Origin of the sequence: Pseudoxanthomonas sp. UC19_8, assembly GCF_042700505.1 — a bacterium.
In the GTDB taxonomy this organism is placed as follows: domain Bacteria; phylum Pseudomonadota; class Gammaproteobacteria; order Xanthomonadales; family Xanthomonadaceae; genus Pseudoxanthomonas_A; species Pseudoxanthomonas_A winnipegensis.
On record NZ_CP170559.1, the window covers coordinates 1548948 to 1569426 of the forward strand.

Here is a 20479-nt window from a genome sequence, read left to right on the forward strand (position 1 = left end):
AAAGGCGAGAACGAACTCCGTTCGGCGACGTAACACTTCGATAACCTGGAAGTGAACTCCAGACTGCTCGTGTCTGGATGTGACTGGCCCGCACTGCCAGACTGGGGTAGAGTATTTGAATGACGTTGCGGTCTGCCCTGTTGCGCGTGATGCTGATCGTTGCCCTGATCCTGAATGGGGCAGGGACGGCAGCTGCGTCCGTCATACTGATGCCTGGCGCTTCACCGGATAGCGTGTCGACGGGACAGACCCGATCACACCCGATGACTGTGGCGATGTCGAGTAGTTCGCCCTGCCACGACATGGCGCAGATGACGGCAGAACGCTCCTCGTCGAATACTGTCGGAGCGCTGCCTGCTGAACAGGCGCAAAAAACCAAGCACTCGACCCCGGATTGCTGCAAGTCCAGTGTCTGCCGATGCGCCTGTACGCAGGCCGTTGCGGCTGCACTCATGACCGTGGCCGCCTTTGGCGTGGGCCCGCTGCACTCGGACGTGGTCCGTCCGCTGTCCCTCCGTCACGCGGATCCCACGTTGCCGCATCTGGTCCGACCTCCCATCGGCTAAGTGTCCCAAGGCGCCTGCGGCGCCCCTTCGCTTGCGTGTGTTTTACCGTGCTGTGAACCGCATGGGATCGCAGGCTGTTCCGGTCTTAACACCGGATCCTCTGGACGCGTTGATGGAGTTTCCATGTTTTCCGAAAAATTCGGCTGGACGGCAGATGGCGCATTCCAGCCATCGCGCCGCCGCTTCGTGCAAGGTCTGGCCGCCGGTGGTGCGGCGCTGGGGTTGGGGTTGTGGCCCAAGAACAGCTGGGCGCTGAAAGGCCCCGGCAACGCCAACGTCCTGGCCGGCACCGACTTCGATCTGACCATCGGCGAAACCCCGATGGACTTCACCGGGCGTGTGCGGCCGGCGATCACTGTGAACGGCTCGCTGCCGGCACCGATCCTGCGCTGGCGTGAAGGCACCACGGTGAACCTGCGCGTGGCGAACGCGTTACCCACCGGCTCGATCCACGGCAATGAAACCTCGATCCATTGGCACGGCATCATCCTGCCGGCCAACATGGACGGCGTGCCAGGGCTGAGTTTCAACGGCATCGCCCGTGGCGAGGCGTATCAATACCGTTTTACGGTCAACCAGGGCGGTACCTACTGGTACCACAGCCATTCGGCGTTCCAGGAACAGGCCGGCTTGTACGGGCCGCTGATCATCGATCCGATCGCACCGGAACCCTTCGCCTACGATCGAGACTACGTGGTCATGCTGTCCGACTGGACCGACATGGATCCGACACGGCTGTTCGCGCGGCTGAAGAAGATGTCGATGTACGACAACTACTACATGCGCACCGTCGGGGACTTCTTCAACGATGCAAAGCGCGATGGCGTGGCCGCCACGGTCGAGGATCGCAAGATGTGGGGGCAGATGCGCATGTCGCCGACTGACCTGTCGGACGTCAACGCGAACACCTACACCTATCTGATGAACGGCACCACGGCGTTGGGCAATTGGACCGGTCTGTTCCGCAGCGGGGAAAAGGTGCGGCTGCGTTTCATCAACGGTTCGGCGATGACTTATTTCGACGTGCGCATCCCGGGTCTGAAGATGACCGTGGTCGCCGCCGATGGGCAATACGTGCATCCAGTGACTGTGGACGAATTCCGCATCGCGGTGGCTGAGACCTTTGATGTGATCGTCGAGCCGTCGGGGCAGGATGCCTTCACGATCTTTGCCCAGGATATGGGCCGCACCGGTTACGTGAGCGGCACGCTGGCGGTGCGCGAAGGCCTGCGCGCACCGGTCCCGGCGATCGATCCGCGCCCGTTGCTGACCATGCAGGACATGGGAATGGATCATGGAAGCATGGGCGGCATGGATATGTCCGGCGGCAAGGGCATGGAAATGAGCTGCGGCGCCAACATGGGCATGGCCGGCATGGACCACGGCGCGATGACGCAGGAGTCGAAGCCGGCCAATGCCGATCCGGACGCGGGTCATGACATGGCCGGCATGAAAGGCGGCGCGATGGCGGACATGGACCCCGGGAGCATGGTCACACACCCGGCCAGCGAAACGCGCAACCCGCTGCTCGACAACCAGGCGATGACCGTCAGCTCGCGCCTCGACGATCCGGGCAACGGCCTGCGCGACAACGGCCGCACCGTGCTTAGTTATTCGATGCTCAAGAGCACGTTCGAGGATCCGGATGGCCGCGATCCCGGTCGAGAGATCCAACTGCACCTGACCGGGCACATGGAGAAGTTCGCCTGGGGCTTCAACGGGCAGAAGTTCTCCGAGGTGACGCCATTGCGGCTCAACTACGGCGAGCGCGTACGCATCGTGTTGGTCAACGACACCATGATGACCCATCCGATCCATCTGCACGGCATGTGGAGCGATGTGGAAGACGCCGCCGGCAACTTCATGGTGCGCAAGCACACCGTGGACATGCCGCCAGGCAGCAAGCGTAGTTACCGCGTGCGTGCCGATGCATTGGGCCTGTGGGCTTACCACTGCCACCTGCTCTATCACATGGAGGCAGGCATGATGCGGGCCGTGCAGGTAGGGGAGGGCGTCGCATGAATGCCTTGAAGACCTCACTGCTGGGCATCGCGCTGGCAACGGCACTGCCCGCCGGGGCGCAGGAAATGGACCATTCGAAGATGGCCATGCCGATGTCGCCGTCGACCGAAACCAAGCCGACGGCGAAGAAGCAGCCAGTAGCCGAGCCGGCGCCGAAAATAGCCGCCAAGCCTGCGGTTGCGGATCCCCATGCCGGGCACCCGATGGCACCGGCCACGGCAGCCAAACCTGCCGCGATGCCGATGGATCATTCCAAGATGGACCATGCGATGCCGGAGCCCCCCGCCGAAATCGCACCGCCGATGGACCACGCTGGCATGGGGCATGACATGGCCGGCATGTCGATGGAAGCCATGCCCGGCATGCAGCACGGCGACATGGAGATGGCACCTGGCGAGCCGCGCACGCCGATTCCGCCGATCATCGAAGCCGACCGCGCTGCCGCCATGCCGCCCTCCAAGCACATGGAACACCTCGATAATGCCATCCACAGCTATACGCTACTCAATCGCCTGGAAGGCTGGAATGCCGATCCGGGCAAGGGGCAGGCTTGGGAAGGACAAGGCTGGATCGGCACAGACCTGGACCGCCTGTGGTGGCGCAGCGAAGGCGAGCGGGTCGATGGGCGTACCGAGTCGGCCGATCTGGAAGTGCTTTACGGGCGCAGCGTTTCGACCTGGTGGGACGTGGTCGCCGGCATGCGCCACGACTTCAAGCCCGGCGATTCGCAGAACTTCGTCGCGATCGGCGTGCAGGGCCTGGCGCCATACAAGTTCGAAGTCGAGGCCACGGCCTACATCGGCCAATCCGGGCAAACCGGTGCGCGCCTGGAAGCTGAGTACGAAACGTTGCTGACCAACCGGCTGATCCTGCAGCCGCTGATTGAAGTCAATGTCTACGGCAAGAACGACGCGCGCCGCGGCATCGGTTCCGGCCTGAGCACCGCCGAAGCCGGCGTGCGCCTGCGCTACGAGTTCACCCGGCAATTCGCGCCTTACCTCGGAGTAGTCCATGAACGAGCCTTCGGCCGCACCGCGGATTTGCGCCGTGAAGAAGGTGAAGACGTCAACGACACCCGCTTTGTGGCGGGCATCCGCATCTGGTTCTGATTGGGGAGATCACCATGCCGTTCGTAACACGAAAGTCCCTGCTCGCTATGAGCCTCCTGTCCGGTGTCGCCCTCGTGGGGACGGCCGGTTTCGTCTGGTCGGGCATCTACAACATCGGCGCCGACGACACACACACCAAGCCCGTGTATGCGGTGCTGCAAACGCTGCGCGAGCGCTCGATCGACACCCGCGCGCACAAGCTGCAACTGCCGGCCAACCTCAATGACCCGGCACGCATTCGCCAAGGCGCCGGTAACTACAACGCCATGTGCACGGGTTGCCATCTCGGCCCGGGCATGCAGGAAACCGAACTGAGCAAGGGCCTGTACCCGACGCCGCCCAATCTCGCAAAGGAATCGGTCGATGCAGCCGAAGCGTTCTGGGTGATCAAGCACGGCATCAAGGCCAGCGGCATGCCGGCGTGGGGCAAGAGCATGAATGACGAATACATCTGGAACATGGCCGCCTTCCTGCAGGAATTGCCGAAGCTCAACAAGGCGGGATACGAAACCTTGGTCGCCAGCAGCGGAGGGCACTCGCATGGTGGTGGCGAGAGCGGCGGCCATTCGCATGCGGAGGAGGGCGAGGAGCATGAGCATGCCGAAGGCGAGGGGCACGACGAGATGGCCGGCATGCCGATGAGCGAGGCGAAGCCGCACCCGCATCCTCCGGGCACGCCACCGCACGACGACGCGCCGAAGAACACCAAAGCACCGGCCGGCGGCCAAGTGCATACCCATGCCGATGGCAAGGAGCACGTCCACGCCGCTGCTCCTGCCGCCAAGCCGGCTGTCTCTGCGACAGCCAAGCCGGCGGTCGTCGACCCGCATGCCGGCATGGACATGCCCGAAACCAAACCGGCCAGCGATGGACACGATCACCAACACTGACCGGAGCATTAGTCTCATGATCCATCGAATCGTTTTCCTGACCTTGCTGGCCCTGCCGTTCGCCGCGCAAGCCCATGATCCCGCGCAGCATGCGAAGGCCAGCGAGCCCGCCATCGCCGCCGAAGCGAAGCCTGCTGTCGCTGTCGTGGAAGCCTTCTCGAGTGCATTGCAGGCTGGCGACCTGAAACGCGCCGGCAATTGGTTGGCCGATGATGTGCTGATCTTGGAAAGCGGTGGTGCCGAGCGCTCCAGGACCGAATACCTGATGGGCATGCCAAGCACGATGCGGAATTCCTGAAAGGCGCGCATGTACAGCTGAAGCAACGCACGGCAAAGGCGGTGGGCGAACTGGCTTGGGTCGGCAGCGAAAGCGAATTGCATGCCAGCAAGGATGGCAAGCCCCTGACCCTGCTCAGTACCGAGACCATGGTGCTCAAGCGTGGGACGCAGGGCTGGCGCATCGTCCACATCCATTGGTCATCGCGACCCAAACGCTGAGGAAGCCGCCATGTTGATTCGTCACGCTTTTCCGATCCTGGTGTTGTTAGGCGGCACTGCCCTGGCGGCCTGCGCCAAGCCGGTTGCAACCGTCGCCGAAGGTACCCGCATATCGCCTGAGGTGCAGGCAACGGCCACGCCAACATTGCCAGTGGTACTGGTGCACAAGAGTCCCACTTGCGGTTGCTGCAACCAATGGGTCGAACACATGCGACAAGCCGGATTCACGGTGCAGGTGGACAACCAGAACGACGTCACCCCGATCAAACAGCGTCTTGGGGTGCCGTATGGCAAGGGGTCGTGCCACACCGCGGAAGTGGCGGGCTACTTCATCGAAGGCCACGTGCCGGCGGAAGACATCAAGCGGTTGCTGGTGCGGAAGCCCGACGTGAAGGGACTGGTGCTTCCCGGCATGCCGGCCGGTTCGCCGGGCATGGAACTGCCGGACGGGCGAACGGAGCCGTACACCGTGGAGCAGGTTGCCCGTGATGGCAGCACACAGGCTTTCGCCCAGCATTGATGCCCATCTTGCCTTAGGACATCCCTGCATGAATGAAGGCGAAATATTTTCCTGAATCCGAGACAAAACGCTTGACCTTGGAGGTAACTCCAAAGTGCAAGCTGGCCTTGTCAGCCAGGGTCACCTAGCTGAAAAACCGAATTCTTCCAGAACTTGTCGCTGGAGACAGATCATGAAAATAGCTTCCCACATCTTTGCAATCAGCGCCGGCTTGCTGTCTCTGGCGCCCCTCACCACGTTGGCCATGGGTCAGTCCACGCCGCACGAAATCCATCTTGCCACGTGCGATCAAAAGGCCGACGAACAGGCCCGCCTCTTGAAGCACCAGTTCGCCCAGCGCGATGTCAATCGCGATGGTCTCCTTGAGGCGGCCGAAACCGACAATCCGCAGATGTCGGCAGCATGCCAGGCCAAGTGCCGAGACCGCATCGACCGCAATCATGACGGCGTCATTGAGGCTGCGGAAATCCGCCACGCCTGACCTTGGAGCCGGGACATGCATATCGGACAACTCGCGAAACAGGCCGGCGTCACGCCGGACACCATCCGCTATTACGAACGGGAAGGCGTCCTGCCATCGCCGGCGCGCCTGGAATCGCGCTACCGCAACTACGGCCAGGACGACGTGGCGCGACTGCAGTTCATCCAGCGCGCCAAGGCGCTCGGTTTCACCCTGGCCGACATCGGCGATCTGCTGAGCCTGTCGGGCGACCGTACTTCCGACATGGCCCAGGTCAGGCAGGCCGCGCAAGCGCGGCTGGCCGGCGTCGAAGCCAAGCTGGCGGAACTGACCCGCCTGCGCGACGGCCTGGTTAGCCTGGTCGATGCCTGTCCGGGTCACGGGGAACTGCAGGGTTGCCCCATCCTAAATGCGCTCGTCGGGGAAACACATGAACACGCCTGATCCTTCCAAACATCCCCACCATCATCACCACGCCGCGGGACAGGGCTGCTGTTCGTCCGATGCGAAGGCGACCGCGCCGGCGCCGGCCGCGCACCACGACCACGATGCGGCGCACGGCTGTTGTTCCAGCAAGAAACCCGATGCCGCGAATGCGGATCCGCTGACCGATCCGGTCTGCGGCATGCAGGTCGACCCCGCCACTACGCCGCACCACGCCAGTCACGCGGGCAACGAATATCACTTCTGTTCGGCGCGTTGCCGCGAGAAGTTCGTCGCCGAACCGGCCAAGTACCTTGCACCGAAACCCGAGGTGCCGGCAGCGATGCCGAAGGGCACGATCTATATCTGCCCCATGCATCCGCAAATCCGCCAGGAAGGGCCGGGCACGTGTCCGATCTGCGGCATGGCGCTGGAACCTGAAATGCCCAGCCTGGACGAGGAAGAGAATCCTGAGCTGAGCGATTTCAGTCATCGCTTTTGGTGGTCACTGCCGCTCAGCGTGGTCGTGCTGGTACTGGCCATGTTCGGCCATCGCATCCCCGGCCTGTCCACGCAGGCGCGCACTTGGCTGGAACTCGCGTTGAGTGCGCCGGTCGTGTTGTGGGCCGGCTGGCCGTTCTTCGAACGCTGCGTACAGTCGATCCGCAACCGCAGCCCGAACATGTTCACGTTGATCGGCGTGGGAGTGGCCGCTGCCTTCGGCTACAGCGTGGTGGCGACGCTCGTGCCCGGCGTCTTCCCGGATTCCTTCCGCGAACACGGCCGCGTCGGCGTGTATTTCGAAGCGGCAGCGGTGATCGTGTCGCTGACCCTGTTGGGCCAGTTGCTGGAATTGCGCGCACGTTCGAAGACCTCGGCCGCGATCAAGGCATTGCTGGGATTGGCGCCGAAGACCGCACGACGCATCAACGATCGTGGCGATGAAGAAGACGTGCCGCTCGAACACGTGCATGTCGGCGACCGCCTGCGCGTGCGTCCGGGCGAGAAGGTGCCGGTCGATGGCGTCGTGCTGGAAGGGCGCTCGAACCTCGACGAATCGATGCTGACCGGCGAGCCAATCCCGGTGGAAAAAACCGCAGACAGCCGCGTGATCGGCGCCACGATCAATGGCACCGGCAGCCTGGTGATTCGCGCAGAGAAGATCGGTTCTGACACCGTGCTGGCGCAGATTGTGCAACTGGTCACGCAGGCGCAGCGTTCGCGCGCACCGATGCAGCGCATGGCCGACAAGGTCGCGTTCTGGTTCGTGTTGGCGGTATTCGGCGTGGCCTTGGCGACGTTCTTCGGCTGGGGCCTGTTCGGACCGGAGCCGTCGTGGACCTATGCTGTGCTCAACGCCGTGTCGGTGCTGATCATCGCCTGTCCGTGCGCGCTGGGACTGGCCACGCCGATGTCGATCATGGTCGCCACCGGTCGCGCCGCGCACGCCGGCGTGCTGTTCCGCGATGCGGAAGCGATCGAGAACCTGCGCAGGATCGATACGTTGGTCGTCGACAAGACCGGTACGTTGACCGAAGGCAAACCGGCGTTCCAGGACAGCCTGACTATGGACGGCTTCAATGCCGACCAAGTGCTGCAATGGGCGGCCAGTCTGGAGCAGGGCAGCGAACATCCGTTGGCCGAGGCGATCGTCGCCGAAGCCCGGCGTCGTGGCGTTACGCTGACGCCAGCCGAAGATTTCGACTCAGTGACGGGGCAGGGCGTGCGCGGTCGCGTCGAAGGCCAAGATATGGTCCTCGGCAACCAGGCGCTGATGGCATCCGTTGGCGCCGACGTCGCGCCGTTGGCCGATGCAGTGGAACGTTTGCGCGGGCAGGGCGCGAGCGTGATGTACCTGGCTTCCGGCGGTCGCCTGGCCGGCGCCATCGCCGTGGCTGATCCGGTCAAGCCGACCACGCTGCCGGCGCTCAACGAATTGCGCGCCGCGGGCCTGCATATCGTCATGGCCTCGGGCGACGCGCAAGCCACCGCGGAAGCGGTCGGCCGCACGCTCGGTATCGACGACGTGCGCGGCAACGTCAAGCCGCAGGACAAGGCGGAATTGGTGCAGGCATTGAAGGCGCAGGGCAAGCGGGTGGCGATGGCCGGCGACGGTATCAACGACGCGCCGGCGCTGGCCGCCGCCGATGTCGGCATCGCAATGGGCACCGGCACCGACGTGGCCATGTCCAGTGCGCAGGTGACTCTGGTCAAGGGCGACCTGCGGCGGATCCTGCAGGCGCGGGCGATTTCCGAAGAAACCGTCGCCAACATGAAGCAGAACCTCGGCTTCGCCTTCCTCTACAACGCCATCGGCGTGCCGGTGGCCGCAGGCGTGTTGTACCCGGCCTTCGGCTTGCTGCTCAGCCCGATGATCGCCGCGCTGGCGATGAGCCTGAGTTCAGTATCGGTGGTTGCCAACGCGCTTCGCCTTGCGCGGATGCCGACTGCCGAACCCGCTACCACCACTACGCTCCGTCCCGCCGGGTCCGCGGGCGGCTCGTCCTGTCACTAAGGTCCCACTTTCCACTGGAGTAGAACGATGAAAACGATGATTTCCCTATTGGCGGCATCCTTGTTCTTTGCGGGCACCGCGATGGCACAAACGACGGCACCAGCGCAGAACCATGGCCAGATGGATCACGGCAAGATGAACCATGGTGCGATGAAGATGGATGCCAAGCCGGACGAGTTCACCACGCTTGATACGGACAAGAATGGCACGCTGTCCAAGGCCGAGTTGGCCAAGCACCGCCTCGGCCCGCATTTCGGCATGCTGGATGCCAACAAGGATGGTCGCCTGAGCCCGAAAGAGTTCGCCGCCGGCAAAGGCATGTGACGCTTTGCGGTGAACGGGTTTCGGTAGCGGTTGCGGCCGAAGCCGAAACCCGTCTTCCACGATACGGCTCAGCGGCGACCGACGACTCAGTGGATGAGTCGTGCTGCCACGCGCGCGGTCGCGTTGTCGATGTCCAGTGGTGGCGACAATTCGGCACACGTCCATGATAGCGCGTCGTCCTGGATATGGCGCGCGTCGACCCTGTCGGCCACGGCGAACAAGTCTGGCGTATTGCTCGTTCGACTGACGCCAAGGCAGTGGTAGCGAACGTCGTGGCCCAGGCGTCGCGCGTCCTCGATGGCTTGCAGGAACGGCGTGCCGGAACTGGCGCGCGGTTGTTCGCGTAGGTCGAAGTGTGCATCGAAATTGAAGATGCCGATACGTTGCCGCGCGTTCGCCAGATGCGAAGCCAGGCCGGAATAGCTTGCATAAACGATTTCGTGTCCGCCGCCCATGCCGACGACGAAGTGACCGGCGTCGAGCAGGGCCTTGGCGCGTTCGGCATAACGGGCCTGCGCGTCATCGAGTGCTTCGCCTTCGCAGGCTACGTCGCCGGCGTCATACAGCGCGCTGGCGTGCAGCACCGGCAGGTTGGCCAGCATTTTCCGCAACGCAAGCGGCCCTTGCATCGCACCCATTCGGCCCGAATTGCGGCGGATGCCTTCATCGCTGGCCAAACCCATCAGGGCGACGCCCGGCGAACCGGATTCGTCCGCCTTGCGCACCACCTGGTGCCACCGGCGCGTGTCCGCCAAGCCCGGCGGGTCGATGCGGCCATGCCCAGATGCCAGTTATTTCAGTTGCCTTGAAAGGGCAGGTCGAGGAGCTCCAATTTCACCTGGCACCTGGTGATTTCGGAAGCCGCCGAATGCGACGATGCGCTGTTGCAGGGACTGGTGCACGAGGCGGCGTCCCATCATCTGCTGCAAGGCCATCCCGACCTGCAATCGTGCGATTTCTATTTGTGTGGCCCCCCGGCGATGCTGTCGGCTACCCGCCACATGCTGGCGGAACTGGAGGTTCCGGAAAGCCACGTGGCTTTCGATGATTTCAAGATCTGAGTGATGCGATCAACTAGCGGGCGGCTTTCGTCGCCCAACCGCGATGGGTCGCCCGCCGGTTTGAACACTGACGGCGTGGCCGTCGCGATCAGCACGGCCAGTGCGGCGCCGACATCCACGACTAACTGCGTGAGGATCGTGGGGAGCTTGACAAAGCCCGATTGAGTAGCTGGTTTGCTCACCGTTGTTCCTCGGGCTAGGCACGTTTTCGGGACGGCGCGAGGATGGTCAGCATCTGAATGCCACGCGGTTCAAGGTGCGGAAAGGGCGGGTGGCGGTTCCGAGGTAGCGGTTAACGTTGCTCGTGGGATCACGGTGTGGGGAACACCTGAGCATAGGCATTGGTGATCGGGTAACGCCGTTCGCGTCCAAACGCCCGGCGCGAGATCTTCGGTCCCGGCGCCGCCTGCTGCCGCTTCCATTCGTGGCGGTGCACCAGCTCCAGCACCGGGTCGACAACGAAAGCGGCGAATCCGGCCGCCAGGATCTCCTCGCGCGACTGCTCCTGATCGATGTGGCGGAACAGGATTGCGTCGAGTACGTCGTAGGGCGGCAACGTGTCCTGATCGGTCTGATGCTCGCGCAGTTCTGCCGTCGGCGGCCGGGCGATCACCTCGGGTGGAATGACCGGTGCGCCGCCCACGGTATTGCGCCAGCGTGCCAGTGCGATCACCTCGGTCTTGTACACGTCCTTGAGCGGGGCATAGCCGCCGCACATGTCGCCGTAGATCGTGGTGTAGCCGACCGCGTACTCGCTCTTGTTGCCAGTGGTCAGCAGCAACCCGCCAAGCTTGTTGCTCAGCGCCATCAGCACCGCGCCGCGCGCGCGAGATTGCAGGTTCTCTTCGGTCGCATCGATCGTCGTACCCGCGAACAGACCACTGAGCGTGTCGAGGTAGCCCTGAAACGGTGCGTCGATCGGCACCGTCCGTAGTGCCACGCCCAGGGCCGCGCATTGCGCGGCGGCCAGATCGTTGCTCAACGCACTGGTGTAGCGCGATGGCAGGCGCACGGCGGTGACCCGGTCGGCGCCGAGCGCATCGACGGCCATCGCCAGCACGACCGCCGAATCCAGTCCGCCGGACAGGCCGACCCAGACCCGATCGAAGCCGTTCTTGCTGCAGTAGTCCGTTAGCCCCCGCACGATTGCCCGCCAGGCGACCGCGTCGCGGCCGACATCGGTGTCGATCGGCCACGCGACTGGGGTAAAGCTACGTGAATGCGGATCGAAATCAGCAACCAGTGCGTGTTCCTCGAAGGCAATGGCCGCCGGGTGTACGTGGCCATTGGCGTCGGCGAGCAGGGACGCGCCATCGAACACGATCGCATCCTGGCCACCGACGACATTGACGTATGCGAGCGCGACTTGGTTCGCGCGGGCGCGCTCGGCGAGCAGTGCATCGCGCTCAGCATGTTTGTCGCGCTCGAATGGCGAAGCATTCGGGATCAGGATCAGCTGAGCGCCGGCCGCGACGGTTTCAAACGTGGGCTCCAATCCCCACAAGTCCTGACAAATCATCGCGCCCACGGTGACGCCGTTGACGTCGAAGACGCATGGCCCACCATCGGGATCGACAGCGAAGTAACGCCGCTCATCAAAGACCGCGTAATTGGGTAGATCGCGCTTGCGATAGGTCGTGGTAACGGCGCCTTCACGCAGCACACTCAGTGCGTTGTAGACCACAGCGCCGACAGCTTCCGGCCAGCCCACTACGGCCACGATCCCAGTGACCTCTTGCGCGACGCGGTGCAACGTGGCGACGCAGTCGGACAGGAACTGCGGTCGTAGCAGCAGATCCTCGGGCGGATAGCCGCTGACTGTGAGTTCGGGAAAGAGCACCAAGTCGGCGCGGTAGAGATCGCGCGCCTCGGCGATCCGTTCGGCAATGCGAGCGGCATTGCCGTCGAGGTCTCCGACCGGAAAGTCCGCCTGGACCAATGCGATGCGCAGGCTCATGCGCGGTTTCGGTCATTGCATCGGGCTGCGGGACGCTTCACGCTTGCCTGGTCCGACGCACATTTGCTGCTTTCTCTGTCCGCTTGGCCGGCGGTGGTTCGCGCAAGGTGGCCAGGATCGAACATTGGCCGCGGGCGCCGCCCGAACACGCGTTGATCGTGCGGTCCAGTTCGCGGGCGATGCGGTTGAGTTCGCGGACCTTGCTACGGACATCGGCCAGATGCTCGCGGGCGATGGCATCGATCTCGGCGCAGGACAACATGCGGTTGTGCTCCAACCGCAACAGACTGCGGATCTCGTCCAGGCTGAAGCCCAGGTTGCGGCTGCGGGTGATGAAGCGCAGCCGATCCACCTCCTCGTCGCGGTACTCGCGGTAACCGCTGGCGGTCCGGTGCGGTTTGGGCATGAGCCCCACGCGCTCGTAATAGCGGATGGTTTCCAGATGGCAGCCGCTGGATTCGGCCGCTTCGCTGATCTTCATCGACGCCTCTTGACCCTATAGCGGCTACGGACTTTACCCTGTGGGGCCTACGGGTGCTATGCCCTGCAACAACGAAGTCGCCATGCCAGGGAATACAGCCGCTTGACTCTGTAGGTGGTACGGGGTTTACCCTGTGCAATTGCAACTGGTTCCCATTCCCGTTTTCGACTCTCTCCCATCCAGGCGCTTCCCGTGACGAACTCCTTTTGCCGTGGCTTGCTGATCGCGTTGTTGGCCTCGATGTGCCTGCCGGTCTTTGGGGCCCCCACGTCGGCAGTGAATCCGCGCCAGACCTGGCAATTGCTGGACTATGTGGCTGTCGACTACAGCGCGGCCGTGCAAGCCGGACGCGTCGTGTCCGAGGCCGAGTACGCAGAGATGCGCGAGTTTGCAGGCGCCGTGCGGAGCCAATTGGCGGTGCTGCCGACCACGCCGGGCCAAGCGGCGCTGATCGGCCAGGCGGATCAACTGGTCGCAGCCGTCGAGGGTAAGGCCGATGCTGGGCACGTCGCCTCGTTGGCGCACCAGTTGGCAGACGGCCTGCTGGCCAGCTATCCGGTGGGTGCCGTGCCGGCGACGCCTCCTGATCCTGCCCACGGCGCGGATCTGTACGCCGCGCAGTGTGCCGCTTGCCACGGCCCGTCAGGCGCTGGCGACGGGCCGGCCGCGGCGAGCCTGATCCGCCCCCGATCGCCTTCACCGATGCCACCCGCGCCGCCCGGCGCACGCCCTTCGCCTTGTACGAGGCGATCTCGCAAGGCATCCAGGGCACGGCCATGACCAGCTTCGCGTCGCTGCCCGAGGCTGATCGCTGGGCGTTGGCGTTCCATGTCGGCAGCTTGGCGCATTCGCCGCAGGCGCGGGCCGAGGGTGAAACCCTGTGGCGCGAGGATCCCGCCTGGCGCCAGCGCATTCCCACGCTGGAAGCGCTGACCCGCACCAGCGAGGCGGATCTGGTGGCCGCCGGCAGCGAGGCGGCACAAGCGCGGGCGATCGTTGCCTACCTGCGCGCGCACCCGCAGGCGCTGCAGCACCCGGCGTCAGGCGTAGCGGCCGGGCCGTTCACGCTGGCCCGCCAACGCATGGCCGAAAGCCTCAGCGCCTACGAGGCCGGCGATGCCGTGCAGGCGAAGACCGCGGCCTTGTCGGCGTACCTGGATGGGGTGGAGCCGGTCGAACCCACGCTCGCCGCCCGCGACAACGCGCTGATGCGGGAGCTGGAAACGACGATGGCGCGCTATCGCGACATGATCGGCCGGCGCGTGCCGGTGGCCGACGCGACCGTGCAGGCCGCGCAGGTCACCGGACTCTTCGACCGCGCCGAGGGCGTGCTGCAGGACGCGCATACCGATCGCACCACGGCGTTCCTCGGCAGCTTCACCATCCTGTTGCGCGAAGGCATTGAGGCGTTGTTGATCGTGATCGGCATGATCGCCTTTCTGCGCAAGGCCGAGCGCCGCGAGGTCCTGCCGGCGGTGCACGCCGGCTGGATCGGCGCGTTGCTGGCGGGCGTGGCGACCTGGGCGATCGCCACCCACCTGGTCGATGTGAGCGGCGCCAATCGCGAGGTGACTGAAGGCGTCTCCGCATTGTTCGCTGCCGCGGTGCTGCTGAGCGTGGGGATTTGGATGCACCAGAAGAGCCTGGCCGGCCGCTGGCAACAGTATCTGCACGCCAAGGTGTCGGCGGCGCTGACGCGACGCTCGGCGGTGTTCCTGTTCCTGCTGGCCTTCGTCGCGGTCTATCGCGAAGTGTTCGAAACGATCTTGTTCTTCATCGCGATGTGGAGCCAGGAGAACAGCACCGCGATTCTCGGCGGACTAGTGGCGGGCTGCGTCGTGCTCGCGGCGGTCGCCTATTGGATGCTGCGCATGAGCAAGCGTTTGCCAATCGGCCAGTTCTTCTCGATCAGCTCGATCCTGATTGCGGTGCTCGCGGTTGTGCTCGTTGGCAAGGGCGTGGCGGCGCTGCAGGAGGCCGGCTGGATAGGCCAGGCCCTGGTCGCTGCTCCGAGAATCGATTGGCTCGGCGTGTATCCGTCCTGGCAGTCGCTGCTAGCGCAAGTGACTGTCGCGGTCATCGCCATCGGCGGCTTCTACTTCAACGCCCGCACCTCGCGCGTGTCCGCACGAGTGGAACAATGAGGCACGGCATGTGGCCTGCGCGCGGCAGCAGGGACGGCGCTCGGCGCGACGCCTTCCAGATGCGATCGATCCCGCAGACCCTACAGGCCTGCATGGAGGAACCCACGCGATGAGCGACACCTGCAATAGCTGCGGTAGCACGCAGGCAGTGGCAACGACGACGGTGCCCGCAGCAGCGGCCGTCCGGTCGCCGATGCGCTATCGCATCCAGAACATGGACTGCCCCACCGAAGAGGCGCTGATCCGCAACAAGCTCGGCCAAGTCCAGGGAGTGACGGATCTGGAATTCAATCTGGTGCAACGGACGTTGTCGGTGCACCACACCTTGTCTGCGCTGACGCCCGTGGACGAAGCGCTGGCCGCGATCGGCATGCAGGCGGCGCCCATGGATACGCCGTCCTCCGACGTGGAAACAGCACTGCGTATCGCGAAGATGGATTGCCCCACCGAGGAAGGCCTGATCCGCGGCAAACTCGGCGGCATGCCCGGGGTGGCGTCGCTGGCCTTCAACCTCGTGCAGCGCACCTTGACCGTGCGTCACGCGGCCGAGGCCTTGCCTGACGTGCTGACCGGCCTGAAGTCGCTGGGCTTCGAGGCCGAGGTGGTGGGCAGCCAAGGTGGCGCAGAGCCGGGCGCGCCGGTACCGACACGCACCGCGTGGTGGCCATTGGCCGTCTCCGGTGTGGCGGCGATCCTGGCCGAAGTCGTGTCTTGGCTCGGCGCCCCGACGTGGCTGGTCATCGCGCTGGCGTTGGTCGCCATCGGGACTGGCGGTCTGTCGACCTACAAGAAGGGCTGGATTGCGCTCAAGAACCGCAATCTCAACATGAACGCCCTGATGTCGATCGCTGTCACGGGCGCGATGCTCATTGGCCATTGGCCCGAGGCGGCGATGGTGATGGTGCTGTTCGCGTTGGCCGAGGTGATCGAGGCCAAGTCGCTGGATCGCGCCCGCAATGCGATACGCGGCCTGATGGATCTCACGCCCGAACGTGTCACCGTTCTGCAAGACGATCAGCGCTGGATCGAGGTGGATGCCAAGGCCGTCGCACTCGACAGCCGAGTGCGGGTCAAGCCCGGCGAACGCATAGCGCTGGACGGCATGGTGGTGCTCGGCCGTTCGACGGTCAACCAGGCGCCGATCACCGGCGAGAGCCTGCCGGTCGAAAAGGCCGAAGGCGACCCGGTATTCGCCGGCACCATCAACGAAGCAGGTTCCCTGGAGTATCGCGTTACCGCCGTGGCCAGCGATTCCACCTTGGCCCGCATCATCCACGCGGTCGAAGCCGCGCAGGGCAATCGTGCGCCGACCCAGCGTTTCGTCGATCAGTTTGCGCGCTGGTACACCCCGCTGGTGTTTGCCGTCGCCCTGGGCGTGGCGGTGGTGCCGCCGCTCTTGATGGGCGCGGACTGGCTGGACTGGACGTACCGGGCCCTGGTGCTGCTGGTGATCGCCTGTCCCTGCGCCCTGGTGATCTCCACCCCGGTGAGCATCGTCAGCGGTCTGGCCGCGGCGGCGCGACGCGGCATCCTGATCAAGGGCGGCGTGTACCTGGAGAATGGCCGCAAGCTGCGGTGGTTGGCGCTGGACAAAACCGGAACGATCACCCACGGCAAGCCTAAACAGACCGATTTCGCGGCTTGGGGCCAGGCTGATGCGACCCGCGTGCGCGCCATAGCGACCAGCCTGGCGGCGCGTTCCGATCATCCTGTATCCAAGGCCATCGCCGTGGCGGGACAGAATGACAGCGTGCCGATGCAAGAGGTCGAGGAGTTCGCTGCACTGCCGGGCCGCGGCGTGAGTGGCCGCGTCGCTGGGTCGCTCTACCACCTGGGCAATCACCGGCTCGTGCAGGAGTTGGGTGCCAGTTCCGCCGAGTTGGAAGCGCAGTTCGCGGCCTTGGAAGCCCAAGGCAAGAGCGTGGTCGCCGTCGTAGGCAGCGACGGCGTGCAGGCGGTGTTCGCGGTCGCCGATACGGTCAAGGACAGCAGCCGACAGGCGATCGCCGACTTGCACGCGCTCGGGGTCAAGACCCTGATGCTGACCGGGGACAACCCGCACACGGCGCAGGCCATCGCCGGTGAGGTCGGTATCGACCGCGCCCAAGGCAACCTGCTACCCGAAGACAAGCTGCGCGAGGTCGAAGCGCTCGCCGCACAGGGTACCAGCGGCATGGTTGGCGACGGCACCAACGACGCCCCGGCCCTGGCACGGGCCGACATCGGCTTCGCCATGGGCGCGGCTGGATCCGACACCGCGATCGAAACCGCCGACGTGGCCCTGATGGACGACGACCTGCGCAAGATTCCGGCCTTCATCCGGCTGTCGCGCGCCACCGCTCACGTGCTGACGCAGAACATCACCCTGGCGCTGGGCATCAAGGCAGTATTCCTGGTGCTGACCTTTACCGGTCAGGCCACGATGTGGGCGGCGGTGTTCGCCGACATGGGCGCCAGCCTGTTGGTGGTGGGCAACGGCATGCGCCTGCTGAGGAAGTGACGTGGATACCGTCGCGCATGTGTCCACGAGCGAGGAACGGCATGACCCGCTCCCGGGAACCGGCCTGATGAGATTTTATAACGTCCGTGGCACCGGCTAGGCTGGCAGGATGAACCCGGTCGCCTCCTCCTGCCTGCTGCTGGCCCGCCTGCGCGCTTCCACGCGGCTGGCGGTACTGGTGCTGCTGATCTTCGCCCTGAAGATCGGCGCGGCGGCCGCCTGTGCGAAGCACGATTTCGCGGACATGGGCTTCGGCACGGATGGCAGCCATGCCGTGGCGGTGAAGGCATCGCCGCTGGATAGCGGTAATGACGATTCCACGAAGCTCAAGCTCGGGCATGCCGCTTGCAGTCACTGCGGTTGCCATCATGCTGCCGCCATGGTGCCGGATACGCAGATCGTGGTTGTGCTCGTGCCGCAGGCGCTGCCTATGCGTACGTCCGGGTTGCCGCCCAGCGCGTCGCAACCCTTGGAACTGAGGCCGCCGATCGCCTGAGTCAGGTGTTTTGCCCCTTTGGCGCGGAGCGCCAGAGGACACCGTCGACTCAGAGGATCTTCCAATGCACCTTGTTCGTTCGCCGCGACGACGTCGCGTCGCGCGGCTGGCCGTCCTGGTTCTGGCAGCGAGTTTGCTGTCGGGCTTGGCCATGGCCGCCCAAACCCCCGATACACAGGCCCCAGTCGCACTTCGCGAGGCGCTGCAGGCCGCCTGGCAACACCATCCGAGTTATCGCGCCACCGAAGCGCAACTGGCCGCAGCCCGTGCCCGGTACGATGCGGCCGGACGACCGCTCTACAACCCCGAAGTCGAGTTGGCCGGCGACGATGAAGGCCCGGATCGCACCACAACCGCTGGCCTCAACCTCACGCTCGATCTGAGCGGCAAGCGTCGCGCGCGTCGCGACGCGGCCTCCGCGCGGGTCGATCTAGCCACCGCTGAAGCCAAGCTGCGTCGCCGCGATTTCGCCAAGCAGTGGTTCGCCAGTTGGGCTGAGCTACAGACGGCGCAGCAACGTGTGCGCACCGGTGAACGTCGATTGGCGTTGGTCACGCGCTTTGGCGAGTTGGCACAAAAGCAGTTTGCTGCAGCCGACATTTCCGGGTTGGAGCGCGATTTGGCACTGCTGGCCCGCGATGAAGCGCAAGCCCAGCAGTCGCAACTCGTCGCCGAACAGGCGGAGGCCGAAGCGCGTTTCCGCGCGGTCGGCGGCTCGCCGGAACTCCTGGCGAGCCTGACGCTGCCCAGCGACGCATTGCCGCCGCCGATGCCCTCCCATACCGGCATCGAACAGTTGCCCGACTGGCAAGCCGCACAAGCCGCTGCGCTGGCTGCCGAACGCGAAGTGACCGTTGCCCGCCGCAATCGGGTGGCCGATCCCACCGTGGGCGTGCGCGGCGGACGCATCGACTACGGCAATGTGCAGGACAACGTGGTCGGCGTGTCGCTCAGCATTCCGCTGTTCGTGCGCAATTCCTATCGCGCCGAGGTAGTGGCAGCTCAGGCCGATGCCGATGTCGCGATCGCCGAGGCCGAGCGCGTGCGCGTCGAACTCGATGCCGATCGTCGCCGTGCGATCGACAGCTACGCCGCAGCGCAATCGGCCTGGTCGCGCTGGCAGGCGAGCCGCGGCACGGATGTGGAGCGTCGCGCCACTCTCCTTGAGCGCTTGTGGCGCGAGGGCGAGCTGTCCACCGCTGACTACCTGCTGCAACTCAAGCAGACCCTCGACACGCAACTCGCCGGCGCCGAACTCGAAGCGCGCCTGTGGCGCAGCTACGCCGATTACCTCGCCGCCACCGGACAGCTTGAACGCTGGGCCGGCCTGGAGGGCACCCCATGAGAGAACTTTCGATGACCCCGTTCCGTCTGATGTCGCCGTTGCTGGCCGCGGCGTTACTGCTTGCCATGGCCGCATGTTCGAGGTCCCCCTCGACCGAGTCGGCCCCGACCGAAGCCGAAGGCGCTGAAGCGCCCACCGAAAGCGAAGCCGGCATCGCGCCCGTCAAGCTCGATGCCGCAGCGATGAAAGCTGCCGGCATCGTCGTGCAGGCGTTGCAGCCCGCTTCGATGAGCGAACAGCTGCGTGCGCCCGGTGAAGTGCTCGACAATGCCTACGGCACGGCGCTGATCACGCCCAGTGTCGAAGCCCTGGTCGTGCGTCGCCATGCCAAGCTCGGCGACGAAGTGCGCGCCGGCGCACCGCTGGTGACGCTGTCCAGCGTCGAAGTCGCCAATGCCCAGGCAGAGTTGCGCATCGCCGAACAGGAATGGCGCCGCGTCTCTGCACTCGGTCGTGAGGCCGTGTCCGGGCGCCGCATCAACGAGGCACAGGTCGCGCTCGATCGCGCTCGCGCAACGGCACAGGCGTATGGCTTGCCGGGCACGGCGGCCGGGCGCAGCAACGGCCAGTTCACCTTGACCGCGCCGCATGCCGGGCGAATCACCGAGGATGCCGTGGTCGTCGGCGAGAAAATTGAACCGGGCAAGACGCTGTTCCGCCTGGTCGATGAATCGGTGGTTTGGGTCGACGCCAAGCTGCCATCGGGGATCGTTCCGCGCATCACACCCGGCACGGAAGCGACGGTGGTGTTCAACGGCGAGCGCCTGAAGGGTACCGTTCAGCATCCCGCGCATCGCACGTCGGACACGACCCGCAATGCGGTGGTGCGGATCGAGGTTCCGAACCGGGACGACCGCCTGCACAGCGGCGATTACGTCGATGTGTTCTTCGAGGCCAGCGACGTCGCCAAGGATGGCAACGCCGCCGTGACTATGGTGTCGGTGCCAACCGACGCGGTGGTGCAGTTGGAAGGCGACACGGTCGTGTTCCGTCGCAACGCGACCGGTGCGTTGGAACCGACGCCGGTGCGTACCGGTGAAGCGATCGGCGATCGGACCGTCATCCGCGAAGGCCTCAAGCCCGGCGACGCCGTCGTGGTCGAAGGCGCCTTTGCCGTCAAAGCGCAGATGCTCAAGTCGCAGTTAGGAGAAGAGTGATGATCTCTGAC

21 protein-coding genes are annotated in these 20479 nt (G+C 65.0%); 18 read left to right on the forward strand and 3 right to left on the reverse strand.

What is annotated here, in order from left to right; translation table 11 throughout:
* Positions 1–149 precede the first annotated feature (149 nt).
* The 11 genes from ACFJIT_RS06710 to ACFJIT_RS06760 all read left to right on the forward strand — a co-directional run bounded on the left by ACFJIT_RS06710 (position 150) and on the right by ACFJIT_RS06760 (position 9327).
* The gene (locus tag ACFJIT_RS06710; RefSeq protein ID WP_165394506.1) at positions 150–566 is read left to right on the forward strand and encodes a CopL family metal-binding regulatory protein; all 417 of its coding nucleotides are present in this window, start codon (positions 150–152) and stop codon (positions 564–566) included.
* 123 nt (positions 567–689) lie between these two features.
* The gene (locus ACFJIT_RS06715) at positions 690–2588 is read left to right on the forward strand and encodes a copper resistance system multicopper oxidase (protein WP_130522612.1); all 1899 of its coding nucleotides are present in this window, start codon (positions 690–692) and stop codon (positions 2586–2588) included.
* A complete protein-coding gene (locus ACFJIT_RS06720; RefSeq protein WP_130522611.1) occupies positions 2585–3697 on the forward strand; it encodes a copper resistance protein B in 1113 nt (370 codons plus the stop codon). The genes ACFJIT_RS06715 and ACFJIT_RS06720 overlap by 4 nt, the downstream gene beginning before the upstream one ends.
* 14 nt (positions 3698–3711) lie before the next feature.
* Complete coding sequence (locus ACFJIT_RS06725; protein ID WP_379655386.1) at positions 3712–4587, forward strand: c-type cytochrome; 876 nt, start codon at positions 3712–3714, stop codon at positions 4585–4587.
* Positions 4565–4885: a hypothetical protein gene (locus ACFJIT_RS06730; protein WP_379655387.1), complete on the forward strand. Its 321-nt coding sequence runs from the start codon at positions 4565–4567 to the stop codon at positions 4883–4885. Before ACFJIT_RS06725 ends, ACFJIT_RS06730 begins: the two co-directional genes overlap by 23 nt.
* Positions 4886–4926: 41 nt before the next feature.
* On the forward strand, positions 4927–5085 hold the full coding sequence (locus tag ACFJIT_RS06735) for a nuclear transport factor 2 family protein (protein WP_379655388.1): 159 nt from the start codon (positions 4927–4929) through the stop codon (positions 5083–5085).
* Positions 5086–5095: 10 nt separating this feature from the next.
* Positions 5096–5605: a DUF411 domain-containing protein gene (locus ACFJIT_RS06740; protein WP_130522609.1), complete on the forward strand. Its 510-nt coding sequence runs from the start codon at positions 5096–5098 to the stop codon at positions 5603–5605.
* A 172-nt stretch (positions 5606–5777) separates the two neighbouring features.
* Positions 5778–6086, forward strand: a complete 309-nt coding sequence (locus ACFJIT_RS06745; protein ID WP_130522608.1) for a hypothetical protein — start codon at positions 5778–5780, stop codon at positions 6084–6086.
* A 15-nt stretch (positions 6087–6101) separates the two neighbouring features.
* Positions 6102–6509: a heavy metal-responsive transcriptional regulator gene (locus ACFJIT_RS06750; protein ID WP_130522607.1), complete on the forward strand. Its 408-nt coding sequence runs from the start codon at positions 6102–6104 to the stop codon at positions 6507–6509.
* Entirely contained in the window at positions 6496–9003 is a 2508-nt protein-coding gene (locus ACFJIT_RS06755) for a heavy metal translocating P-type ATPase (RefSeq protein WP_130522606.1), read from the forward strand. Before ACFJIT_RS06750 ends, ACFJIT_RS06755 begins: the two co-directional genes overlap by 14 nt.
* Positions 9004–9030: 27 nt before the next feature.
* Positions 9031–9327, forward strand: coding sequence for an EF-hand domain-containing protein (locus ACFJIT_RS06760; RefSeq protein WP_130522605.1), 297 nt, complete (start codon positions 9031–9033; stop codon positions 9325–9327).
* Between the two features lie 86 nt (positions 9328–9413).
* On the opposite strand, the gene ACFJIT_RS06765 is transcribed toward ACFJIT_RS06760, so the two are convergent.
* A complete protein-coding gene (locus ACFJIT_RS06765) occupies positions 9414–10082 on the reverse strand; it encodes an arginase family protein (protein ID WP_205956140.1) in 669 nt (222 codons plus the stop codon).
* Between the two features lie 93 nt (positions 10083–10175).
* On the opposite strand from ACFJIT_RS06765, the gene ACFJIT_RS06770 reads away from it, so the two are divergent.
* Entirely contained in the window at positions 10176–10388 is a 213-nt protein-coding gene (locus tag ACFJIT_RS06770) for a hypothetical protein (RefSeq protein WP_130522603.1), read from the forward strand.
* Between the two features lie 310 nt (positions 10389–10698).
* On the opposite strand, the gene ACFJIT_RS06775 is transcribed toward ACFJIT_RS06770, so the two are convergent.
* Both ACFJIT_RS06775 and ACFJIT_RS06780 read right to left on the reverse strand, forming a co-directional pair.
* The gene (locus tag ACFJIT_RS06775) at positions 10699–12345 is read right to left on the reverse strand and encodes an NAD+ synthase (protein WP_130522602.1); all 1647 of its coding nucleotides are present in this window, start codon (positions 12343–12345) and stop codon (positions 10699–10701) included.
* 37 nt (positions 12346–12382) lie between these two features.
* Positions 12383–12826: a helix-turn-helix domain-containing protein gene (locus ACFJIT_RS06780; protein ID WP_130560916.1), complete on the reverse strand. Its 444-nt coding sequence runs from the start codon at positions 12824–12826 to the stop codon at positions 12383–12385.
* A 192-nt stretch (positions 12827–13018) separates the two neighbouring features.
* Between ACFJIT_RS06780 and ACFJIT_RS06785 the strand changes: the two genes are divergently transcribed.
* The 6 genes from ACFJIT_RS06785 to ACFJIT_RS06810 all read left to right on the forward strand — a co-directional run bounded on the left by ACFJIT_RS06785 (position 13019) and on the right by ACFJIT_RS06810 (position 20468).
* A complete protein-coding gene (locus ACFJIT_RS06785; protein WP_379655389.1) occupies positions 13019–13606 on the forward strand; it encodes a c-type cytochrome in 588 nt (195 codons plus the stop codon).
* Complete coding sequence (locus ACFJIT_RS06790) at positions 13564–14970, forward strand: FTR1 family protein (protein ID WP_379655390.1); 1407 nt, start codon at positions 13564–13566, stop codon at positions 14968–14970. The genes ACFJIT_RS06785 and ACFJIT_RS06790 overlap by 43 nt, the downstream gene beginning before the upstream one ends.
* Before the next feature lie 193 nt (positions 14971–15163).
* Positions 15164–17470, forward strand: a complete 2307-nt coding sequence (locus tag ACFJIT_RS06795) for a heavy metal translocating P-type ATPase (RefSeq protein ID WP_379655737.1) — start codon at positions 15164–15166, stop codon at positions 17468–17470.
* A 109-nt stretch (positions 17471–17579) separates the two neighbouring features.
* Positions 17580–17966 carry a hypothetical protein gene (locus ACFJIT_RS06800; RefSeq protein WP_130522599.1) on the forward strand — a complete coding sequence of 129 codons (387 nt, stop codon included), beginning with the start codon at positions 17580–17582 and terminating at the stop codon, positions 17964–17966.
* A gap of 64 nt (positions 17967–18030) precedes the next feature.
* A complete protein-coding gene (locus tag ACFJIT_RS06805; RefSeq protein ID WP_130522598.1) occupies positions 18031–19311 on the forward strand; it encodes a TolC family protein in 1281 nt (426 codons plus the stop codon).
* Between the two features lie 11 nt (positions 19312–19322).
* A complete protein-coding gene (locus tag ACFJIT_RS06810) occupies positions 19323–20468 on the forward strand; it encodes an efflux RND transporter periplasmic adaptor subunit (protein ID WP_165394505.1) in 1146 nt (381 codons plus the stop codon).
* The last annotated feature ends 11 nt before the right edge of the window (positions 20469–20479 follow it).

Excerpts from the sequence above, each read along its gene's own strand:
- ACFJIT_RS06710 (WP_165394506.1), top strand. The coding sequence starts at position 150 with ATGCTGATCGTTGCCCTGATCCTGAATGGGGCAGGGACGGCAGCTGCG.
- ACFJIT_RS06715 (WP_130522612.1), top strand. The coding sequence starts at position 690 with ATGTTTTCCGAAAAATTCGGCTGGACGGCAGATGGCGCATTCCAGCCA.
- ACFJIT_RS06720 (WP_130522611.1), top strand. The coding sequence starts at position 2,585 with ATGAATGCCTTGAAGACCTCACTGCTGGGCATCGCGCTGGCAACGGCA.
- ACFJIT_RS06725 (WP_379655386.1), top strand. The coding sequence starts at position 3,712 with ATGCCGTTCGTAACACGAAAGTCCCTGCTCGCTATGAGCCTCCTGTCC.
- ACFJIT_RS06730 (WP_379655387.1), top strand. The coding sequence starts at position 4,565 with ATGGACACGATCACCAACACTGACCGGAGCATTAGTCTCATGATCCAT.
- ACFJIT_RS06740 (WP_130522609.1), top strand. The coding sequence starts at position 5,096 with ATGTTGATTCGTCACGCTTTTCCGATCCTGGTGTTGTTAGGCGGCACT.
- ACFJIT_RS06745 (WP_130522608.1), top strand. The coding sequence starts at position 5,778 with ATGAAAATAGCTTCCCACATCTTTGCAATCAGCGCCGGCTTGCTGTCT.
- ACFJIT_RS06750 (WP_130522607.1), top strand. The coding sequence starts at position 6,102 with ATGCATATCGGACAACTCGCGAAACAGGCCGGCGTCACGCCGGACACC.
- ACFJIT_RS06755 (WP_130522606.1), top strand. The coding sequence starts at position 6,496 with ATGAACACGCCTGATCCTTCCAAACATCCCCACCATCATCACCACGCC.
- ACFJIT_RS06760 (WP_130522605.1), top strand. The coding sequence starts at position 9,031 with ATGAAAACGATGATTTCCCTATTGGCGGCATCCTTGTTCTTTGCGGGC.
- ACFJIT_RS06775 (WP_130522602.1), bottom strand. The coding sequence starts at position 12,345 with ATGAGCCTGCGCATCGCATTGGTCCAGGCGGACTTTCCGGTCGGAGAC.
- ACFJIT_RS06780 (WP_130560916.1), bottom strand. The coding sequence starts at position 12,826 with ATGAAGATCAGCGAAGCGGCCGAATCCAGCGGCTGCCATCTGGAAACC.
- ACFJIT_RS06795 (WP_379655737.1), top strand. The coding sequence starts at position 15,164 with ATGCGCTATCGCATCCAGAACATGGACTGCCCCACCGAAGAGGCGCTG.
- ACFJIT_RS06800 (WP_130522599.1), top strand. The coding sequence starts at position 17,580 with ATGAACCCGGTCGCCTCCTCCTGCCTGCTGCTGGCCCGCCTGCGCGCT.
- ACFJIT_RS06805 (WP_130522598.1), top strand. The coding sequence starts at position 18,031 with ATGCACCTTGTTCGTTCGCCGCGACGACGTCGCGTCGCGCGGCTGGCC.
- ACFJIT_RS06810 (WP_165394505.1), top strand. The coding sequence starts at position 19,323 with ATGACCCCGTTCCGTCTGATGTCGCCGTTGCTGGCCGCGGCGTTACTG.